Raw genomic sequence first — 20,369 nt, 5'->3', positions numbered from 1 at the left:
CATGTCAGATGATTTCCGATATCAAAAAGACTACCGAACAGAAAATGGCCAAATCCGTGGAAACCCTCAAGGCGGATTTGGCCAAGGTGCGAACGGGGCGAGCCCATGCCGGTTTGCTGGATCACATTCGAGTGGATTATTACGGAACCCCTACTCCGCTTAGCCAGGTGGCGAGCATCAATCTGGTGGATGCCCGAACCATTGGGGTCAATCCCTACGAGAAAAAAATGGGTGCGGTGATCGAAAAGGCCATCCGGGAGTCTGACCTCGGTCTCAATCCTTCCTCTCAGGGGGATCTGATCCGGGTGCCCATGCCTTCTTTAACCGAAGAACGGCGGCGCGACCTGACCAAAGTGGTCAAGGCTGAATCCGAAGGCGGACGCGTGGCGATACGAAATATTCGAAGGGATGCCCTGGCACAGTTCAAGGATATGGTCAAAGCCAAAACTCTTTCGGAAGATGAGGAGCGGCGTGCGCAGGAGGACATCCAGAAAATGACCGATCGCTTCATTCAAGAAATCGACAAGATGCTGGCCGTCAAGGAAGCCGAGTTGATGGCGGTTTGACGGTTCGGCGCGAACCTGCCATGGTCAGGGTAAAAAGTTCCACCCAGACGATTCCGGACGTCGCTACGATTCCTCGCCATATTGCCATCATCATGGACGGCAATGGGCGCTGGGCTCGTCGGCGTCTTTTGCCGCGGATTGCAGGACATCGCAAGGGAAGCGAGGCGGTGCGTACCCTGGTGGAATCTGGCTTGCAACAGGGCATTCCCTACCTGACCCTATTTGCTTTCAGCAGTGAAAACTGGCGCCGTCCAGCAGATGAGGTCAGTTTGCTCATGCAACTTTTCATGCACATGCTGGAAAAAGAAATTCAGCAACTGCACGGGGCTGGAGTGCGTTTACGCGTGATCGGAGACCGCTCTCCCCTGGGTAAAAAATTGCAGGCGCTGATCGAAGAAGCAGAACGTTTGACTTTGGATAACCAGGCGCTGACCTTGACACTTGCGGTGAATTATGGGGGACGTTGGGATATTCTACAGGCAGTCAACGCCTGGCACCGAGCCAATCTTTCCTCGGTGCACTCCATGACCGAAGCGGATTTGCAGGCGCATCTCTGCCTGGGTGACTTGCCAGAACCCGACTTGTTCATTCGCACCGGGGGTGAGCAGCGCATCAGCAATTTTCTGCTTTGGCAATTGGCCTACACAGAATTTTATTTTACCGAAACTCTCTGGCCAGACTTTGATCGGGTTGCGCTGGATCAGGCCATTCTTTCCTATCAGAGCCGTGAACGACGTTTTGGTCGGACCAGTGAACAATGCTCCGCACACGGCTCCTGACCGCGTCTGTACTTTTATTGGTGGTGGGTCTGAGTTTGTTCTGGGCTCCCCCTCAAGTCTGGGATGGCCTGGTGGCTGGGGTCATGCTTTGGGCGGGTTGGGAGTGGGCAGGGCTGGCGAAAGCGATTTTCTGGCAGCGCTGCCTGTATGCCCTGCTGCTCCTGCTGTTTTATCAGATTGGAGGGGAGCCTTTCTGGCAAAACCTGTGGATGGAAGTATCTCTGGTCTTCTGGGTTGCCCTGGTTCCGCTGTGGATGAAACAGCAATGGCAGGTCAGTGGAATCCCTCTTCTCGCCGTCGGTTTCCTGGTACTGCTTCCCACAGGCTGGTCCCTCACACTGCTACAACATCAGGGTAACCTCGTGCTTCTGGCCCTCATGGCCGTACTCTGGATATCCGACAGCGCGGCTTATTTTACCGGTCGTATCTGGGGGAAACACCGATTAGCCCCCTCTATCAGTCCGGGAAAAACCTGGGAAGGCGTGGCGGGTGCAGGGCTGGCAGCGACGGTCTATGGAGGGGTCTGGTGGAAACTGGCATCCATGGGATCCTCCCCCATGGCCCAACTGGTCAATCACCTGGGATGGGTCTGGTTCCTGCTCATTTGGGGCCTGGTGGGGTTGGGTATTTTGGGAGATCTGTTTGAATCCTGGATCAAACGTTGTGCCGGCGTCAAGGACAGCGGCAGTGGATTGCCGGGGCATGGCGGGGTTCTGGACCGAATCGATGCGCTGACGGCGACGCTTCCCCTGGCCGCCCTGAGCATTCATCTGCTGGGGGGAGCATGAAGCAACACTTGACCATTCTGGGCGCCACCGGCAGCATCGGCGTAAGTACCCTGGAGGTCCTTCGACGACATCCGGAATGCTATGAAATTCATGCCTTGACCGCGCATCGTAATCTACTTGGATTGGCACGTCAGTGCGTGGACTTTCGTCCCCGTCTGGCTGTGGTGCCCGAGGCGGCTCAACTGGATGAACTGGCACGGATCCTGCGCATGTTGGACCCCCACTGTCCCACGGTATTGAGGGCAGGGGAAGGGGCCCTCGAAGAGGTTGCTTCGGCTCCGGAAGTCACCACGGTGATGGCGGCCATTGTAGGCGCTGCGGGTTTGGCATCCACTTTGGCAGCGGCCCGCTCGGGGAAAAAAATACTTCTGGCCAATAAAGAATCTCTGGTCATGTCCGGTCCCTTGATGATGCAGGCCGTTGTGCAGGGTGGCGCTTGTCTGCTTCCCGTGGACAGCGAGCATAATGCCATTTTTCAATGCTGGCCGAAGGACGAAGGAGGTCGTTCTGGCGTGGAAAAAGTGCTATTGACGGCCTCCGGGGGCCCTTTCCTGAACACTCCGTTGCAGGATTTGGTAAAAGTCACGCCGGAACAAGCGTGTCAGCACCCCAAATGGCGTATGGGTAAAAAGATTTCGGTGGACTCGGCAACCATGATGAACAAGGGGTTGGAGTTGATTGAAGCCTGCTGGTTATTTGGCTTGCCGCCTGAAAAAGTTGAAATCGTCATTCATCCCCAGAGCCTGATTCACTCTCTGGTGGGGTTCATCGATGGTTCGTTCTTGGCCCAATTGGGACACACGGACATGAGGATTCCCATTGCCCATGCCTTGGCCTACCCCCAACGTCAATCCTCCGGTGTGCCTTTGCTGGATTTGACCGTGGCGGGGCCTTTAACTTTTTTGCCTTTGGAGCGGCAACGTTTTCCAGCAGTGGCACTGGCAGAACAGGCCATGCAGGCCGGGGGAACGGCTCCTGCCCTGCTGAATGCAGCCAATGAGGTAGCGGTGGCGGCGTTCCTGGCGGGACACTTGAATTTTCGGGCGATTACCGACACCATTGCGCAGGTGCTCGACCAACTTCCCACTCAAGCATGTACCACCTTGGAAGAAGTCATGGAGGCGGATCGACGGGCGCGACACTCCGCTGAGTTGATTCTGTCCGGGAGAAACCCGTGTTGAATGGGGGCGTGGGTACCCTTGGGGCTTTCTTGCTGGCGCTCAGTTGTCTGATCTTCATTCACGAGTTGGGGCATTTCGCGGTGGCCCGATGGGTTGGAGTCAAAGTCCTGCGTTTTTCCATCGGTTTTGGGCGTCCGATATGGCGTCGACAAGCAAAAAACGGAACTGAGTGGGTAGTGGCTCTCATTCCACTGGGTGGATACGTACGCATGCTGGACGAACGTGAGGGGCCAGTGTCTCCGCGAGAAGTCCACCAGGCCTTCAACCAAAAATCCCTGGCCCAACGAAGTGCGGTTGTGGTGGCGGGTCCCTTGGCGAATTTTCTGTTGGCCTGGTTATTATTCAGTTTGCTTTATGCACTGGGGATTCCCGGACAGCGACCTTGTCTGGACGCACCAGAGCCAGGTACCCTGGCGTGGAAAGCGGGGATCCGGGCGGGGGAGTGTGTGTCCAGTCTGGAAGGAGGGGCGATCCGCACCTGGCAGGACTTCGAGTTGGAATGGCCCGGAGCGGTTCGGGGTCGGGGCACCGTGACGTTGGTGACACGGAATGACCAAGGCCAGGAAAAAGTACATCCACTGACCACAGCACAAGTCACCTCGGCGACAGAAGAAGGGGTGGAAGGGAGCGGTTTTCATTTGTGGACTCCCCCCTTGCCTCCGGTGGTGGGACAGGTCATTCCGGACAGCGTGGCGGACAAGGCCGGACTGAAACCTTTGGATCGGTTGCTGCGGGTGGCGGGACAACCGGTGGAAACCTGGGTGCAAGTGGTAAGGATCGTGGAAAATCATCCCCAGGCCGTGGTGGAAATAGAACTACAGCGTGCCGGTCAAACCCGGCGAGTTCAGGTCATTCCCCGGGCAGTGGAATTGCCCAATGGGCACCAGATCGGGCGGATTGGCATCAGCCCGCAGGTTACCGAGGCCATGCGCCGTCAATGGACGGTTCTTGACAAGGATTCTCCTCTGAGGGCGCTTTGGCATGGTGCCGTAAAAACCGGGTCACTCACCCTGTTGACCCTGAATTCCTTTGGTCAGATGATCACAGGACAGGCTTCCCTGGATAATCTGGGAGGGCCGGTCCGGATCGCATCGCTGGCGGGAGACAGTGCTCGCCTGGGGTTATTACCCTATTTACAATTCATGGCGTTGATCAGTATCAGCTTGGGGGTCCTTAATTTATTGCCTATTCCCTTATTGGATGGGGGGCATTTGTTGTATCATGCGGTGGAGTGGGTGAGGGGTCGACCTTTGTCCGCAGAAATCATGAGTCTCACCCAGCGGTTTGGCTTTTTTTTGCTGGCGGGACTCATGGTTTTTTCCTTCCTTAATGATTTGCGCCATTTTTTTAATCACTGATTCTGCTTATCTCATGTTTTTTCGTTCACTGATATTTCTGTTCTGGATGTGTTGGAGTTCACTGGCGTTGGCCTTGGCGCCGATCACGATTCAGGATATCCGGGTGGAAGGCGCACAACGGATCGAACCGGGGACGATTTTCAGTTATCTGCCCCTCAAGGTGGGCGATACCATTACCACGGAGAAAGCTTCTGCCGCGCTGAAGGCGCTCTATGACACCGGGTTTTTTTCCGATGTGCGCCTTGAATCCGATGGTAATGTTCTGGTGGTCTACGTCCAGGAACGTCCTTCCATCGCCCGTCTTGAAATCAACGGTGCAAAATCCTTTACCAAGGATCAACTCAAGGATGCCTTGAAAACCATTGGGATTGCAGAATCTCGGATCTATGATAAATCCTTGCTGGACAAGGCAGAGAAAGAACTCAAACGACAGTATCTGGGAAAAGGAAAATATTCGACGCAAGTATCCACCACTGTGACCCCGCTTCCCCGCAATCGAGTGGCACTGGCCTTTAACATTGTGGAAGGGGAAGCAGCGCACATTCGTGAAATCAACATTGTCGGAGCCCATGCTTTTTCCGCCAAGGAACTGCAGGACCAACTACAGTTGAATACGCCCAACTGGCTGTCCTGGTACACCAAAAATGATCAGTATTCCAAACAGAAATTGTCCGGTGACCTGGAGGCCTTGCGTTCCTATTATCAGGATCGGGGTTACCTGGAGTTTGCCGTGGATTCCACTCAGGTGTCCATTTCCCCGGACAAACAGGATGTCTATATCAGCGTTAATATCACCGAAGGACAACCCTATAGGGTGTCGGATGTGAAACTGGCGGGCCAATTTTTGGTACCTGAAGCAGAGTTGCGAAAACTGCTCACACTCAAACCGGGGGATTTGTTCTCTCGCGAAAAAGTCACGACTTCCACCAAGGCGATTGCGGATCGATTGGCCAAGGATGGTTACTCCTTTGCCAATATCAATGCCAATCCGGAAATCGACAAGGAGCACCATACCGCCGCTTTTACCTTTGTCATCGACCCCGGAAGACGGGTGTACGTGCGCCGGGTCAATATTTATGGGAATACCACGACCCGGGATGAAGTGATTCGGCGCGAAATCCGCCAGATGGAAGGGGCCTGGTACTCTGTGGAGAAGGTCAACCGTTCCAAGGAACGGATCGACCGTCTGGGTTTCTTCTCCGAGGTAACGGTGGACAGTCCGCCCGTGCCCGGCACCACCGATCAGGTGGACGTCAACTTTACGGTGGCAGAACGCCAGACCGGTTCCATCCAGTTGGGGGCAGGCTACTCCAATGCCGAAGGCATCATTTTGAGTGCGGGGATTACCCAGAGCAACCTGTTTGGGAGTGGTAACTCACTTTCCTTCGGAGTCAGTACCGGCTTGGTGACACGCACCTATTCCGTTGCCTATACCAATCCCTATTGGACCGAGGAAGGCATCGCCCGTACCATCAGTTTGTATGACCGTTCCATCGATACCTCCTATCTGATCGGGGTCAGTCCCTATTCGACCCGGACTTTGGGAGCCGATGTGACCTATACCATACCGGTTTCGGAAGTGAACGCCTATTCTCTCGGGTATGGATTTGAAGCCACCAGCGTAGGGGTGTTCAACACCAGTCCTGCGGAGTATGTGGATTTCGTCAACCAGTTCGGTTCACAGGCCAAGGCTATCAAGGTGAGTATGGGGTATACCCACGATACCCGGGACAGCATCATCTACCCGATGAAGGGGTGGAGCCAGAAATATGGAGTGGAAGTGGGGGTACCTGGTGAAAATCTGACTTACTACCGAGCAACGGCCAGTGAGCAGGTACTCACTCCCGTGAGTCAGAATACGACACTTTCCCTGTCAGGTCAGTTGGGTTATGCCAATGGTTATGGGGGGGTACCCTTGCCTTTCTACAAAAACTTCTTTGCCGGTGGGGTAGGATCAGTGCGGGGATACTTCCCGGGCAGTCTGGGACCCCAGGTTTATGATAATTATGGTAACCTCCTGAACCTTGGAGGGAACAAGATGATTACAGGCAGTGCCGAATACTTCTTTCCCTTGCCGGGTTCGAAGGGTACGGACAAGTCTTTCCGCCTGAGTACGTTCGTGGATACCGGGAACGTTTACGGCTACAATCAGGGCTTTTCAATCCCGCAACTGCGTTACTCTGCAGGGGTTGCCCTGTCCTGGTATTCGCCCATGGGGCCCCTCGAGTTCAGTTACGCCGCCCCCTTTCACTATAACTCAGTCACTGATAACATTGAGCGACTGCAATTTCAGTTAGGTAATACGTTCTAAACTTGAAGAGAGATGCCCCACATGCATAAGATCGCCAAATCCGTTTCCTTGCTGTTCGCCTTCTTTTTATTGAGTTCATCGGTCATGGCCATCGAACTGAAGGTGGGTTGGATCAATATTGAGCGAATTTTTCGCGAGGCAGCGCCTGCTCAGGCGGCCACTAAAAAGCTGGAGAAAGAATTTGACAAACGCCAGGTAGAATTGCAAAAAATGGGTAAGCAGATCCAGGAACAGCAAGCCGAACTGGACAAGAACGGAATGACCATGAGCGAGGGCGAACGCGCACACAAGGAGCGTGATCTGGCCAATCTGAACCGCGATTTTCAACGCATGCAACGGGAATTTCGGGAAGATCTCAATACGCGTCGCAACGAGGAATTCGCTTCCATTCAGGAACGGGCCAACAAAGCTATCAAGGAAATTGCCACTACAGAGAATTATGACCTGATTCTGACGGATGCCATTTATGCCGGACCCCGCATCGATATCACCGACAAGGTCATCCGGATCATCGATAGCGGCAGTAGTAGTGGCGGTAAATAACTTCATTCATGCGTGGACAGTGTACTTACACCCTGGGCGAACTGGCCCGGATCTGTGGCGTCGAGGTTGAGGGAGATCCCTGCACCCTGATTGAAGGAGTGGGGACTCTGGAGGGGGCGGAGCCTGGCGAGATCACTTTTTTGACCAATCCGCTGTATCGGGCGCAATTGGGTCGTACGCGCGCCACCGCCGTGATTCTCAAGAAACAGGATCGGGAAGCCACGGATTTGCCCTGCTTGATCACGGACAACCCGCATGGATGTTATGCTCGGGTAGCCCAGAAACTTTTTCCTGAGGTCAGGCCCCAACCGGGTATTCATGGGACGGCAGAGATTCATCCCGAGGCACGGATCTCCCCCCTCGCCAGTATCGGAGCGCAAGCGGTAATCGAGGCGGGTGCCCTGATCGACGATGGAGTGGTGGTGGGGGCAGGTGGGTATGTGGGTGAAAGGGTTCACCTGGCTCAGGACGTATTCCTGTATCCGCGCGTCACCCTGTATGCAGGCGTGACCTTAGGCCCCCGCACCCTGGTGCATTCCGGCGTCGTGATCGGAGCAGATGGTTTTGGGATGGCCTGGCAGGAAGGACGATGGTTAAAGATTCCCCAGGTGGGGAGTGTGCGTATCGGGGCCGATGTGGAAATCGGGGCCAACACCACCATCGATCGCGGGGCCATTGAGGATACGGTCATCGAGGAAGGGGTCAAGTTGGATAACCTGATTCAGATTGCTCATAACTGCCGAATCGGGGCTCATACCGTGATTGCGGGGTGTACGGGTATTTCAGGGAGTTCCCGGATCGGAGCGCGCTGTCGAATTGGTGGAGGCGTGGGCATTGTGGGGCACGTGGAGATTTGTGACGGCGTTACGGTGTCCGGATTTTCCTTGATCACCAAGTCCATCACCCAACCTGGAGTATATACTTCGGCCATTCCCAGTCAGCCTCATCGCGAGTGGTTACATACTTTGGCGCATTTGAGGGGGCTTCCAGAATGGGCAGAACGGATTCGCAGGCTTGAAATGGCGCAGGTGCAGCATGATCACTAAATTAAGAAGGGAGAATGAACGATGAGTGGCATGGACATCAATGAAATCATGGAATACCTTCCTCATCGGTATCCTTTTCTCATGGTCGATCGGGTTCTGGAGGTTACGCCGGGCAAGTCCATTGTGGCGATCAAAAATGTCAGTCGTAATGAAGAGTATTTTCAAGGACATTTCCCTCACCATCCGGTCATGCCCGGTGTGTTGATCATCGAATCCCTGGCTCAAGCAGCTGCTCTGCTCAGTTTCAAGACGGAAGGCATCAAGCCGGATGGAAAAATCATGACCTATTTCGTCGGAATTGATCAAGCCCGTTTTCGCAATCCGGTTTTTCCCGGCGATCAGTTGCGGCTTGAGGTCTCCCTGTTGCGGCATTCCTATAAAATCTGGAAGTTTTCTGCCAAAGCCTGGGTGGAAGATCGCGTGGCGGCTGAGGCCCAACTGATGTGCGCAGAAAAAAATCTGGTCGAATCCGCGTAAAACCCATTCATGAATCCCTGGAATTCTGAAGATGTTCTCCGTCATCCGACGGCCTTGATTCATCCTGACGCAGTACTGGCGCCCAATGTGCGGGTCGGCGCTTACAGTTTGATCGGTCCCGGTGTCACGGTGGGCGCAGGAACGGTCATCCATGACCATGTGCGCATTGCAGGCCGAACCACCATCGGCCAACGTAACCGGATCTACTCATTTTGTTCTTTGGGTGGCGAGCCTCAGGACAAAAAGTACCGGGGTGAAGAGTCGGCCTTGGAGATTGGCGATGACAACACCATTCGCGAGTTTTGTACCTTCAATCTGGGGACCGAAGAGGATGTGGGGGTGACCCGACTGGGGAACCATAACTGGATCATGGCCTACGTTCATCTGGCCCATGACTGTCAGGTGGGTCACCATACCACTTTTGCCAACCATGCCACCTTGGCCGGGCATGTTCATGTGGGCGACTGGGTGACGCTGGGGGGGTTTGTTGGGGTGCACCAATTCGTACGGATTGGTGCACACAGTTTCATTGGCATTTCTGCGGTCATCACTCAGGATGTTCCTCCTTATCTGCTGGTGGCAGGAATTCCGGCGGCACCCCACGGCATCAATGCAGAAGGGTTGAAGCGCCGAGGATTCACGACAGAAGAGTTGAGTGTGCTCAAACAGGCATACCGCAGGTTATATCGTTCGGGATTATCCCTGGAACAGGCCCAGCAGGAACTGACGCTTCTGGCGCAGAATGCGCCCTGCGTACTTCCCCTGCAGGAGTTTCTTGCCCAGTCTGCCCGCGGCATCCTACGCTGATCATGCGCATTGGCGTGGTGGCAGGGGAGGCGTCCGGAGATATGCTGGGGGAAGCCTTGATGCATGCCGTGCGTCAACATTATCCTGAGGCAACTTTTGAGGGCATTGCGGGTCCGCGCATGCAGGCCCTGGGGGCCCGCTCCCTGTTTCCCATGGAAACTTTGTCGGTGCGGGGTTATTGGGAAGTGCTGCGTGCACTCCCACGCCTGTTGTGGATTCGGTGGCAGTTGCGGCGTCATTTTCTGAGTCATCCGCCCGATCTTTTTGTGGGCATCGATGCCCCTGACTTCAATCTGGGGTTAGAGAAAGCGCTCAAGGAGGGACGCATTCCCACCTTGCAGATGGTAGCACCCACTGTCTGGGCCTGGCGTGCAGAACGGTTGCCTGGAATTCGTGCGGCTGTCTCCGGCATTCTCTCCATTTTCCCTTTTGAAGCCCCGATTTTCGAACAAGCGGGCATTCCTCTGACTTACATCGGTCATCCTTTGGTGCACCGTCTGCCTCCACCAGACCGAGTCCAGGCCCGTGCGGCTTTGGACCCCACCTGGTCGGGGGACTGGATCGCCTTGTTGCCCGGCAGTCGAATGTCCGAACTGGAATATCACGGGCGCCTGTTTCTGGAGACGGCATTGCGTCTTCAGCGGGATTTTCCACAACGGCGTTTTGCCGTTCCCTTGATCAATGCGGGAACCCGAGACTATTTTCAGCGATTGTTGCGTGAACCGGCCTATGCCTCCTTGCCGGTGACGGTATTTGAAGAAGATGCTACCCGCATTCTCGCCGGCGCCGAGGTAGCCCTGGTGGCTTCTGGTACCGCAACGCTGGAAGCCGCCTTGCTGGAATGTCCCCAGATTCTGACCTATCGGTTGTCCGGGTTGACGGCTTGGCTGGTGCGGCGCAAGGGGGTGAAGGGCTGGGTGGGATTGCCCAATATCATCCTGGGGCGTGCCGTGGTTCCCGAGATTTTGCAAGAACAGGCGACTCCCGACCGTTTGGCCGAAGAATTGGGTAATTTGCTGCGGGATGCCGACCGTCGTGCAGAGATGCGCCAGTCCTTTCAGGAGGTACGCCGAAGGCTGCAAGCCGATACCATGGGCGCATTGGTGCGTGGTGTGGAAAGGGCATTGACCCATGCGCCCTGATTTTTGTTACCGTGCTCAGGATAGCCTGCCTGAATTTCCCGCCGGCGCCTGTGGCGTGGATGAGGCCGGACGGGGGCCCCTGGCCGGTCCGGTGCTGGCAGCTGCCGTCATTCTGCCCATAGGGGTGGAGTTGAAGGGGTTGAAGGATTCAAAATTGTTAAGTCCTCCCCAGCGCATCTGTCTGGCCACTGAAATCAGGGCGGTAGCTCTGACCTGGGCTATTGGAGAAGCTTCTGCAGCAGAAATCGATGCCCTGAATATTTTGCAGGCCACGTTATTGGCGATGCAAAGGGCCTTGGCAGGGCTGACGCAGGCACCCACGGAGGTTTGGGTGGATGGACTTCATGCTCCCTCCTTTTCCCGGCTCAGTCGAGCGGTGGTCAAAGGGGACCAACGGGTGACCAGCATCTCCGCTGCTTCCATTCTGGCCAAAACAGTGCGTGATGCGCATATGATTCACATGGCTGACCTTTATCCGGGCTATGGTTTCGAGCGGCATAAGGGCTATGCCAGTGCGGCACATCGTGCTGCACTCCAGCGCCAGGGGCCTTGTCCCGAGCACCGGCGCAGTTTTGCCCCGGTGCGGGCGCTGTTGCCATGAAAATTGCTCGTTCCCCTGCCTTGCGCCTGTGGGGGCGCCTGGCAGAGTCCGCCCATGTTCGCCGCAAAGAACGACAAACGGTATTGGAAGGAGCGCATTTGCTACAAGCTTACCAAGCCAAAGGTGGGGTTCCCCTGCATTGGTTCATTCGCGCGAGCGCCGTGGCAGATCCGGAAGTGTGTGCCTTGCAAAGCCATTCCCTGTGGCCGGAAGCCGTGGTGATTGCCGATGATCTGTTTGATGAATACTCTTCTCTCCAGTCACCTGGCGGGGTGGCTGCGCTGGTTTTCTGGCCTGCTGCGCCCGCTTCCTTGCCCACAGAAGAATCCTGTCTGGTGCTGGATGGTTTGCAGGATCCAGGTAACGTGGGAACGCTCCTGCGCTCTGCTGCAGCGGCAGGAATGTCCACCGTGGTTTGCGCTACGGGGACCGTGCAGGTTTGGTCTCCCAAAGTATTGCGTGCGGGAATGGGGGCCCATTTTCAATTGACCTTGCATGAAGGTGCGGACCTGCAAGATTGGTTACCCGGTTATTCCGGGACCATTCTGGGGGCAGAGCGCGGGGCTTCTCGCGCCTATGATGATTTCGATCTCAGAGGGACAGTGGCGCTGGTGATCGGGAATGAGGGGAGCGGGTTGACCCACGAGGTTCGGGGTCTGCTCCATGAGCGAATAGGTGTTCCCATGAGTGCCGGCGTGGAATCCCTTAACGCGGGGGTGGCAGGATCCATTCTGTTGTTTGAACGGCAGCGCCAACTACGCTCCTCTTGAAGGTCGGATTCAGACAAAACCCTTGGGCTTGGCTATAATCGAAACTTTGAAAGAAAATTTTTGCTTAACCCCCCTGAGGGGGTTTGACCCAGACGGAGAAATTGATGGAGACGACTGCAACCCCAACCCCTGACCATGCCCAAACCTTGAGTGGTGGGCAGATTGTCGCAAAAATGCTCAAGCAGGAGGGGGTCAAGCATATCTTCACCATCTCCGGCGGTCATATTATCGACATCTATAATGGTTGTCTGGACGAAGGAATCCGCATCGTGGATGTGCGTCACGAGCAGGTGGCAGCGCATGCGGCTGATGCGGCGGCACGGATCACGGGCGGAGTGGGGTGTGCCGTGGTGACGGCAGGTCCTGGAACCACCGATGCAGTGACGGGGGTGGCCAACGCTTTTCGTGCTGAAAGTCCTATGTTGTTGATTGGCGGAGGAGGGCCCCTCAAACAGTATCGCATGGGTGCGTTGCAGGACTTGCCCCATGTGGCCATGATGACTCCCATTTCAAAATTTTCTTCCACGGTGATGACCACGGAACGTTGCGCGGAAATGATGGGACAATCGATACGCGAAATGTTTCATGGGGCACCGGGGCCAGGATATCTGGAAATTCCCCATGACGTTCTGGATGCGCGGGTGGAGGTGTCCAAGGTACGGATTCCGGTTAATTACCGGGTCAAGGGCGAGTTTATCGGGGACCCCAACGAAATTGCCCGGGCTGCCGAGGCGTTGGCCCGTGCCGAACGGCCAGTCGCCTTGTTTGGTACACAGGCGCGTACCTGTCGTGCCCATGAGGCCATCGACCGCCTTGCCCGGCATTTCAATATGCCCATTTATGTGAATGGCGCAGCGCGAGGGACTTTGCCGCGTACTCATCCCTATGGTTTGATGTCTTCACGCAAGACGGCCTTTGATCAGGCCGATGTCATCCTTCTGGCGGGAACACCCCTGGATTTTCGCATGGGATATGGGCGTCGTCTCAATCCCAAGGCGACCATCATCATTCTCGACATGGATTATCGCAATGTGGGGTATAACCGGGATTTTGACATCGGTCTGGTCGGGAACATTCGTGCGGTGGTGAATGGCCTGTGCGATGCCTCTGCCGGGGACACGGCCCGTCGTCATGACCCATTCCTTGATTTATTGCGTTCTGAAGAAGCCAAATCCCAGGACAAGAACCGGGCCATTATCGACGCCAATGCCACGCCCATTCATCCCATCCGGCTGGTTCATGAAATCAATGAATTTCTGTTGGAAGATACGGTTTATATCGGGGATGGGGGCGACATTGTGACCTTTTCCGGATCGGTGGTGCGTCCCCATAAACCCGGGGGGTGGATGGACCCAGGGCCCTTGGGAACCTTGGGGGTGGGGACAGGGTTTGCGATGGCCTCCAAATTGTTGCAGCCTGAACGTGACGTGGTGGTGTTGTTCGGAGATGGGTCCTTCGGTTTGACTGGGTTTGATTTCGAAACCATGGTGCGTAACAAATTGCCTTTTGTCGGGGTGATCGGCAACAACGCTTCCTGGAACCAGATTCGTTACGGACAAGCCCGGAAGTATGGGGCGGAGCGGGGCGATGTAGGAAATATCCTTGATGATGTGCGCTTTGATCGCTTTGCTGAGTCCATGGGGGGCTTCGGGATTCGGGTGACCGACCCGGCGGACATCCGTCCGGCTCTGGAAAAAGCACGGGATTCCGGAAAACCGGCCCTGGTGGATGTGGTCATCGACCGCGAGAAATATTCTAGCGGAACGATGAATCAGACCATGTACAAATAATTGCAGGAGACAGGGATTCATGGACAAAGCATTGGCAGGTATACGTATCCTTGACATGACTCATGTGCAGGCCGGGCCCACGGCATCCCAGCTGTTGGCATGGTTGGGAGCGGATGTGATCAAATTTGAACCACCCAGCGGTGATATCACCCGTGGACAGTTGCGGGATATTCCCGGAGCAGACAGTCTGTATTTCACCATGCTCAACTGCAACAAACGGTCGATTACGGTGAACATGAAAAAGCCTGCGGGCAAGGAGGTCTTTGAAGCCCTCCTGCAGGAATGCGATGTCATCATGGAAAATTTTGGCCCCGGCGTGCTCGATCGACTGGGCTACAACTGGGAAGCCATTCATGCGAAGAACCCGCGCATCGTCATGGCTTCCATCAAGGGATTCGGCTCTACCGGCCCCTATGCCGAATTCAAGGCCTATGAAAACGTGGCTCAGGCCATGGGGGGGTCCATGAGTACCACGGGGTTCAATGATGGCCCCCCATTGGTCACGGGGGCACAGATTGGAGATTCGGGGACCGGTCTGCACTTGGCCATCGGCATCCTGGCTGCACTCAATGCGCGCCACCGAACAGGACGCGGCCAGTTTGTGGAAGTGGCCATGATGGATGCAGTCATGAATCTGTGTCGGGTCAAGTTTCGCGACCATCAGCGTTTGACTCGTGGGACCTTGCCCGAATACTCGGTGTCCACGGCGGAAAGTGTGGCAACCCCGCGTAGCGGTAATGATTCGGGGGGAGGGCAGTTGGGGAATGCCATTCGTTGCAAGCCCGGAGGTCCCAATGATTTCATTTATGTGGTGGTTCAGGAAGTGGTTTGGGAGGCCTTGGCCCGCCGGATCGGCGGAGAGGCAATGGTGACGGACCCACGTTTTTCAACCTTGACCGAACGGCGTAAAAATCAGTCTCAGATGTGGCAAATTCTGGAAAATTTTGCGCTGGATCATACCAAGCAAGAATTGATGGCCTTGCTCAATGAACTGGATGTGCCCTGCGGTCCCATCATGAGCACGCAGGATCTGGCAGAAGATGCGCATGTCCACTTGCGCGAGATGTATGTTCCACTGGACCATCCGGAACGAGGACCTTGGCACAATGTCGGGATGCCCATCAAGTTGTCCAATAACAAGGTGGACATCACCCGTTCTCCTCTGTTGGGTGAGCATACCGATGAACTTTTGCAGGAAATCCTGCAATGGTCGCCCGAGACCATCGAACGTCATCGTCAGAATGGAGCTTTTGACAAATGAAAGCAGTGATCATTGGACAGCAGGATTTTGGAAAAGCCGTGCTGGAAGCCTTTCTGGACCGTCAAGACGAAGTGGTGGGCGTATTTTGCGCACCGGAAAAAGAAGGGGCCAGACCTGACCCTCTGCGGGTGGCTGCTCAGGAAAAGGGGATCCGGGTCATTCAATTGCCCAGCCTGAAAACACCAGAGGCCATTCAGGTCCTGCGTGAACTGGCGCCGGAAATCGGGGTCATGGCTTATGTACTGCAATTTGTCCCCCAGGAATTTGTAACCATTCCCACCCATGGAATGATTCAGTACCATCCCTCACTGCTGCCCCGCTATCGGGGCCCCAGTTCCATCAACTGGCCCATACTGCGCGGGGATCGTGAAACCGGTCTGACCGTTTTTCGTCCTACCGACGGGCTGGATGAGGGCCCCATTATTCTGCAAAAAAAGGTTCCCATTGGGCCGGAAGATACCTTGGGTTCGCTGTATTTCGATCATCTTTTCCCCTTGGGCGTACAAGCCTTGCTGGAAGCCACCGATCAGATATTGGCGGGGACGCATCAGGAAATGGTGCAGGATGAGGAACTGGCCAGTTATGAAGGCTGGTGTCGGAGTGCCGAGTCCGAGATTCATTGGGCACAGCATGTGACGGTCATCCATGATCTGATCCGGGGGTGTAACCCGGCCCCGGGAGCCTGGACCTTGCTGGGTGGAAAGAAACTCCAGATTTTTGAAGTCCGCAAACATCTGTTCCGAACTTTTGGTGCCGTGCGGGGTAAAGTCGGGGAAATTTCCGGAATGACCGATCAGGGATTTTTGGTCACCGTCCAAGGGGGGCAGATTGAAATTCTGCGGGTAAAACTCGAAGGCGGCAAGAAAGTGGATGCCCGTCCCTTTGCGGAAGAACAGGGACTACAAGTGGGGATGTGTTTGGGAACTAGTTGACGGGGACTTCTGGGGGAACAAATCGAGAATGACCTGACCCAGAGTTTCCCAAGGATCTCCATGTCCGAGACCTTTTGCCAGTTGATCCACCTCGGCAGCCCCCTGGAGGGCTTGGGCACAAGCTCGACTGCTGGTTCTTTGGGAAAAACCTTCGAGCAACGGCCGTCGTTCCCCCCATAATCGGGCTTCCTTGAAAATTGATGGAGACAGTGTCCGTCCCTCTTCACGGGTTCGACACAACAGATACGTCGCGCGCCAATCTTCGCTCAGGGACCAGAGTACCAAGGGCAAGGCTTCGCCTTCCTGATTTAGGGAACGCAGAAGCAAGAGTATCTGGGCGCCATTGCCCTGGCTCAAGGCGCGGGTCAGATCCGTCAGGGTGTGGCGGCTCATGACCATGACGGCGGACTGTACCTGTTCCAGGGTCAAGGGGCCAGTGGGATAGAGCAGAGAGAGTTTGGCGATTTCCTGGGCAGTGGCCAAGAGATTGCCCTCCGTGCAGTCTGCCAGAAACTCCAGGGCCTCGGAACTGGCCTGACAGGGTCCCAGGCGCTGTGCAATCCATCGGGGAAGTGCGTTCCGGGGAACGGGCTGGGTTTCCGTCCAGAGGGCCTTGGTTTGCAATTGGGTCAACCAGGGGGCTTGACGTGTCCGGTAATCCAATTCGGACAGGAGAATCAGCAGACGTTTGTCTTCTTGGGGAGAATTCGCCAGTTTCTCCAGTTGCCGGGTACCTTCGGGGCCTGGTTTGCCACTGGGTAGATGGATTTCCACGGCGCACCGTGAACCAAACAGGGAACCGCTGTTCCAGTGCAGGTCTACTTCAGTCCAGGCAAAGCGCGATTCCACGGTCCAGACTTTACGTTCTTCGTAGTTTTGGGCACGGCAGGCTCGTCGCCAATGGTCCTGACATTCCAGGGAAAGGAAGGGTTCGGAACCGATGAGTAGCGTGAGCGGTGGAACCAGACGGTTCAAATGGGATGGCCACTGCTCGGGGGATAGACGCATACTCAGTGGGCAGCGGTGCCCAGGGCAGGATGCAGTGCAAGAACGCGGTGCAGCAGTTGATGGACCAGATCAATTTGCATGTCGTGGGTGAGTAATTGTTGTTCGGCGGGCTTGCCCAGGATCTGGATGACGTTGTAATTGTACAAACGTGTGACCGTCAGGGTAGAAGGCGGAATCAGTTCATTCCCCAGATTGTCCGACGCCCGATAGGACAAGCGGGCGTAAAGGGTATATTGGGAAACCGTGCCCTCTGCATTGAGGGTCAGGATTTGTTGGGTGTTCTGGATTGGAGAAAGTGTCAAAACGACGTCGGCTTTATCCGACTGATTGACCAAAGTAATATGGGTCTGGTGCAGCACTTGCTGCTTGAGTTCCTGATCTGCCACTTCCCCCATTTTGCCGTCCAGATACAGGGTGTGAAATTGAGCCTCGGGGAGACCGCGCAAGTGAAAGCCGCAGGCGCACAACGTGAGGGGAAAAAGAATGAAAAAAAAGGTTTTCCAAGGGCTTGAAAAAAGAGCAAGAAGGCGGGCAAGTGAGCGCATTTAGAGCACAATATTAACCAATCGTTGAGGGACCAGAATGATCTTGCGCGGGCTTTTCCCCTGCAAAAACTTTTCCACGCTGGGATGGCTCAAGGCCATTTTTTCAATCTCTTCTGCAGCCAGGTGAGTAGGAACAGAAAGTGTGCCGCGCAATTTTCCATTGATTTGTAGAACCAGTTCCACGGATTTACGTTCCAGTGCCTGTGGGTCGGGGGTAGGCCAGGGTTCGTCGAGGATGGATTCACCAAAGCCGAGTTGTTGCCAGAGGGTATCGCTGATATGGGGCGTGATGGGTGCCAGCATGCGTAATAGAAAAGACAAACCTTCCTGAGCCAGAGGATCATTGACCCCGGCAATTTTTTCCAGGGCATTGAGCATTTTCATGGCAGCCGAGGTGACGGTATTGAACTGCTGGCGTTCCATGTCGTGGGTTGCCTGTTGCAACAGGCGATGGACCTCATGGCGCACATGGGGCGTTTCGAGGGTTTGTCCGTCACCTTTCACCTGCCGACGGGCCTGGTACTGGGCGGCAAAATTCCACAGGCGTTTGAGGAAACGATGCGCCCCTTGAACCCCGCTATCGGACCATTCCAGGGACTGCTCCGGCGGACTGGTGAAGATAATGAAGAAACGGGCCGTATCGGCTCCAAAGGTATCGATCAGGGCCTGAGGATCCACGGTGTTGCCCAGGGACTTGGACATCTTGCTGCCCTCCTTGAGCACCATGCCCTGGGTCAACAGGCGAGTGAACGGTTCATCTGTCCGAATCAATCCTTCATCGCGAAGCAGTTTGTTGAAGAAGCGAGCGTACAACAGATGCAGGATGGCATGCTCCACGCCCCCCACATACTGGTCGACAGGTAACCAGTAATCGACCCGTTCATCCAGCATGGCCGGCGCATCGGGGCAGGCATACCGGGCATAGTACCAGGAGGATTCAAAAAAGGTATCCAGGGTATCGGTTTCACGCTCTGCGGGGTTCCCGCAGGTGGGGCAGGTCGTGGCGCGAAAGGAAGCGTCCTGTTTGAGCGGTGACCCTGTGCCGGAAAGGGAAACTTCCTCGGGAAGAACCACGGGAAGTTGGTCTTCCGGAACCGGAACGGTTCCACAGGACGGGCAGTGAATCAGAGGGATAGGACATCCCCAGTAGCGTTGGCGTGAAACCCCCCAGTCGCGCAGGCGAAATTTGGTTTGACGTCCTCCACTGTTCAGGGCTTCCAGAACCAGGGCCATTTTTTCCCGGGCATCTGCAGAGGTGCGTCCATCAAAATCTTCAGAATGACAAAGAATGCCCTCTCCGGTGAAGGCGGCATCGGTGGGGGCTTCTCCCGTGACTGGACGAATCACGGTTTTCGAGGGTAACCCGTGGTCGCGCGCAAATTCATAATCACGCTGATCGTGGGCAGGTACCGCCATGACGGCCCCTTCTCCATAAGTCATCAGGACGTAATTGGCCACCCAGATGGGGAGGAGGTGTCCGGTCAGGGGATGAATGGCCTGTAACGAAGTGGGGAAGCCCTTTTTTTCCTGGGTGGCCAGGTCGGCCTCAGCCACACTGCCCTGGCGACATTCCAGAAGGAAAGCCGCCAATCGGGGGTCTTGCCGGGCGCATTCCTGAGCCAGGGGATGTTCGGCCGCAATGGCTAAATAAGTGACGCCATAAAGGGTGTCGGCACGGGTGGTAAAAACCTTCAAGTCGGTGGCGCGGTCAGCCAACTTGAAACCAAGGGTGACGCCTTCCGATCGTCCGATCCAGTGACGTTGCATGGTTTTGACTTGTTCCGGCCAGGAATCGAGGCGTTCCAGATCCTGCAGCAACTCTTCGGCATAAGCCGTGATGCGCAGGTAGTACATGGGGATATCGCGCTTTTCCACCAAGGCCCCCGAGCGCCAGCCGCGTCCTTCAATGACCTGTTCATTGGCCAAAACCGTTTGATCCACAGGATCCCAGTTGACGGTACCGGTTTTTTGATAGATCAATCCTTTTTTAAACAGCCGGGTAAACAGCCATTGTTCCCAACGATAATAATTCGGGCGGCAGGTGGTGATTTCCCGTTCCCAGTCGATGGCCAGTCCCAGGGCCTGCAACTGACCTTTCATGGTTTCGATGTTTTGATAAGTCCACTCTGCAGGGGCCACGCCTTGCTTGAGTGCGGCATTTTCGGCGGGCAGGCCAAAGGCATCCCATCCCATGGGTTGCAGTACATTGAACCCCTTCATGCGGTGGTAGCGGGCCAACACATCTCCCAGGGTGTAGTTGCGCACATGCCCCATGTGCAACTTCCCTGAGGGGTAAGGAAACATGGACAGGCAATAATATTTCGGACGGTTCGGCAACTCGAGGGCGCGGTACCGTTGCGAGCGGGTCCATGCCTCCTGACAGTGACGTTCGAGGGTGTGGGGATCGTAAAAATCTTCCATGGCAGCACAGGTCAGGCAAAGGGGTGATTATACTCGTGCACGG

The 20,369-nt window shown here is 55.5% G+C and carries 19 protein-coding genes; 16 read left to right on the top strand and 3 right to left on the bottom strand.

All coding sequences use genetic code 11. The features are described 5' to 3' along the window. The first annotated feature begins 8 nt into the window (after positions 1-8). From frr to HO274_RS06600, 16 genes are all read left to right on the top strand, one after another. The gene (gene frr, locus HO274_RS06675) at positions 9-566 is read left to right on the top strand and encodes a ribosome recycling factor (RefSeq protein ID WP_273117905.1); all 558 of its coding nucleotides are present in this window, start codon (positions 9-11) and stop codon (positions 564-566) included. 20 nt (positions 567-586) lie between these two features. Then, positions 587-1,345 (top strand): polyprenyl diphosphate synthase, encoded by a 759-nt coding sequence (gene uppS, locus HO274_RS06670; RefSeq protein WP_031597812.1) that lies wholly within the window; start codon positions 587-589, stop codon positions 1,343-1,345. Continuing rightward, entirely contained in the window at positions 1,324-2,133 is an 810-nt protein-coding gene (locus tag HO274_RS06665) for a phosphatidate cytidylyltransferase (protein ID WP_031597813.1), read from the top strand. Before uppS ends, HO274_RS06665 begins: the two co-directional genes overlap by 22 nt. After that, a complete protein-coding gene (gene dxr, locus HO274_RS06660; protein WP_031597814.1) occupies positions 2,130-3,314 on the top strand; it encodes a 1-deoxy-D-xylulose-5-phosphate reductoisomerase in 1,185 nt (394 codons plus the stop codon). Before HO274_RS06665 ends, dxr begins: the two co-directional genes overlap by 4 nt. Further along, the gene (gene rseP, locus HO274_RS06655; RefSeq protein ID WP_051862449.1) at positions 3,308-4,672 is read left to right on the top strand and encodes an RIP metalloprotease RseP; all 1,365 of its coding nucleotides are present in this window, start codon (positions 3,308-3,310) and stop codon (positions 4,670-4,672) included. Before dxr ends, rseP begins: the two co-directional genes overlap by 7 nt. Positions 4,673-4,685: 13 nt before the next feature. Further along, positions 4,686-6,983, top strand: a complete 2,298-nt coding sequence (gene bamA, locus HO274_RS06650; protein WP_031597817.1) for an outer membrane protein assembly factor BamA — start codon at positions 4,686-4,688, stop codon at positions 6,981-6,983. A 21-nt stretch (positions 6,984-7,004) separates the two neighbouring features. Beyond that, a complete protein-coding gene (locus HO274_RS06645) occupies positions 7,005-7,526 on the top strand; it encodes an OmpH/Skp family outer membrane protein (RefSeq protein ID WP_031597818.1) in 522 nt (173 codons plus the stop codon). Positions 7,527-7,534: 8 nt separating this feature from the next. Further along, positions 7,535-8,572 (top strand): UDP-3-O-(3-hydroxymyristoyl)glucosamine N-acyltransferase, encoded by a 1,038-nt coding sequence (lpxD, locus tag HO274_RS06640; RefSeq protein ID WP_273117895.1) that lies wholly within the window; start codon positions 7,535-7,537, stop codon positions 8,570-8,572. 21 nt (positions 8,573-8,593) lie between these two features. After that, a complete protein-coding gene (gene fabZ, locus HO274_RS06635) occupies positions 8,594-9,049 on the top strand; it encodes a 3-hydroxyacyl-ACP dehydratase FabZ (protein WP_273117893.1) in 456 nt (151 codons plus the stop codon). Positions 9,050-9,058: 9 nt separating this feature from the next. Then, a complete protein-coding gene (gene lpxA / locus HO274_RS06630) occupies positions 9,059-9,856 on the top strand; it encodes an acyl-ACP--UDP-N-acetylglucosamine O-acyltransferase (RefSeq protein ID WP_273117892.1) in 798 nt (265 codons plus the stop codon). Between the two features lie 2 nt (positions 9,857-9,858). Beyond that, on the top strand, positions 9,859-10,998 hold the full coding sequence (gene lpxB / locus HO274_RS06625; RefSeq protein WP_273117889.1) for a lipid-A-disaccharide synthase: 1,140 nt from the start codon (positions 9,859-9,861) through the stop codon (positions 10,996-10,998). Beyond that, the gene (locus HO274_RS06620; protein WP_273117886.1) at positions 10,988-11,599 is read left to right on the top strand and encodes a ribonuclease HII; all 612 of its coding nucleotides are present in this window, start codon (positions 10,988-10,990) and stop codon (positions 11,597-11,599) included. The genes lpxB and HO274_RS06620 overlap by 11 nt, the downstream gene beginning before the upstream one ends. Next, positions 11,596-12,369 carry a TrmH family RNA methyltransferase gene (locus HO274_RS06615; RefSeq protein WP_273117884.1) on the top strand — a complete coding sequence of 258 codons (774 nt, stop codon included), beginning with the start codon at positions 11,596-11,598 and terminating at the stop codon, positions 12,367-12,369. Before HO274_RS06620 ends, HO274_RS06615 begins: the two co-directional genes overlap by 4 nt. 104 nt (positions 12,370-12,473) lie before the next feature. After that, positions 12,474-14,159: a thiamine pyrophosphate-binding protein gene (locus HO274_RS06610; protein WP_031597826.1), complete on the top strand. Its 1,686-nt coding sequence runs from the start codon at positions 12,474-12,476 to the stop codon at positions 14,157-14,159. A gap of 19 nt (positions 14,160-14,178) precedes the next feature. Next, entirely contained in the window at positions 14,179-15,420 is a 1,242-nt protein-coding gene (gene frc / locus HO274_RS06605) for a formyl-CoA transferase (RefSeq protein WP_273117878.1), read from the top strand. Then, complete coding sequence (locus HO274_RS06600; protein ID WP_273117876.1) at positions 15,417-16,352, top strand: methionyl-tRNA formyltransferase; 936 nt, start codon at positions 15,417-15,419, stop codon at positions 16,350-16,352. Before frc ends, HO274_RS06600 begins: the two co-directional genes overlap by 4 nt. Here HO274_RS06600 and holA read toward each other — a convergent pair. The 3 genes from holA to leuS form a co-directional block, all read right to left on the bottom strand. Next, complete coding sequence (gene holA, locus HO274_RS06595) at positions 16,320-17,360, bottom strand: DNA polymerase III subunit delta (protein ID WP_273117873.1); 1,041 nt, start codon at positions 17,358-17,360, stop codon at positions 16,320-16,322. The genes HO274_RS06600 and holA overlap by 33 nt on opposite strands. Positions 17,361-17,362: 2 nt before the next feature. Further along, positions 17,363-17,806 carry an LPS-assembly lipoprotein LptE gene (locus HO274_RS06590; RefSeq protein WP_160171559.1) on the bottom strand — a complete coding sequence of 148 codons (444 nt, stop codon included), beginning with the start codon at positions 17,804-17,806 and terminating at the stop codon, positions 17,363-17,365. Positions 17,807-17,905: 99 nt separating this feature from the next. After that, complete coding sequence (gene leuS, locus HO274_RS06585) at positions 17,906-20,326, bottom strand: leucine--tRNA ligase (RefSeq protein WP_062187831.1); 2,421 nt, start codon at positions 20,324-20,326, stop codon at positions 17,906-17,908. Positions 20,327-20,369 lie beyond the last annotated feature (43 nt).

Origin of the sequence: Ferrovum myxofaciens, from assembly GCF_013181415.1 — a bacterium.
GTDB classification, from domain to species: Bacteria; Pseudomonadota; Gammaproteobacteria; order Burkholderiales; family Ferrovaceae; genus Ferrovum; species Ferrovum myxofaciens.
The sequence above is the reverse complement of the archived record's forward strand: the minus strand, read 5'-3'. Positions and strand labels throughout refer to the sequence as shown.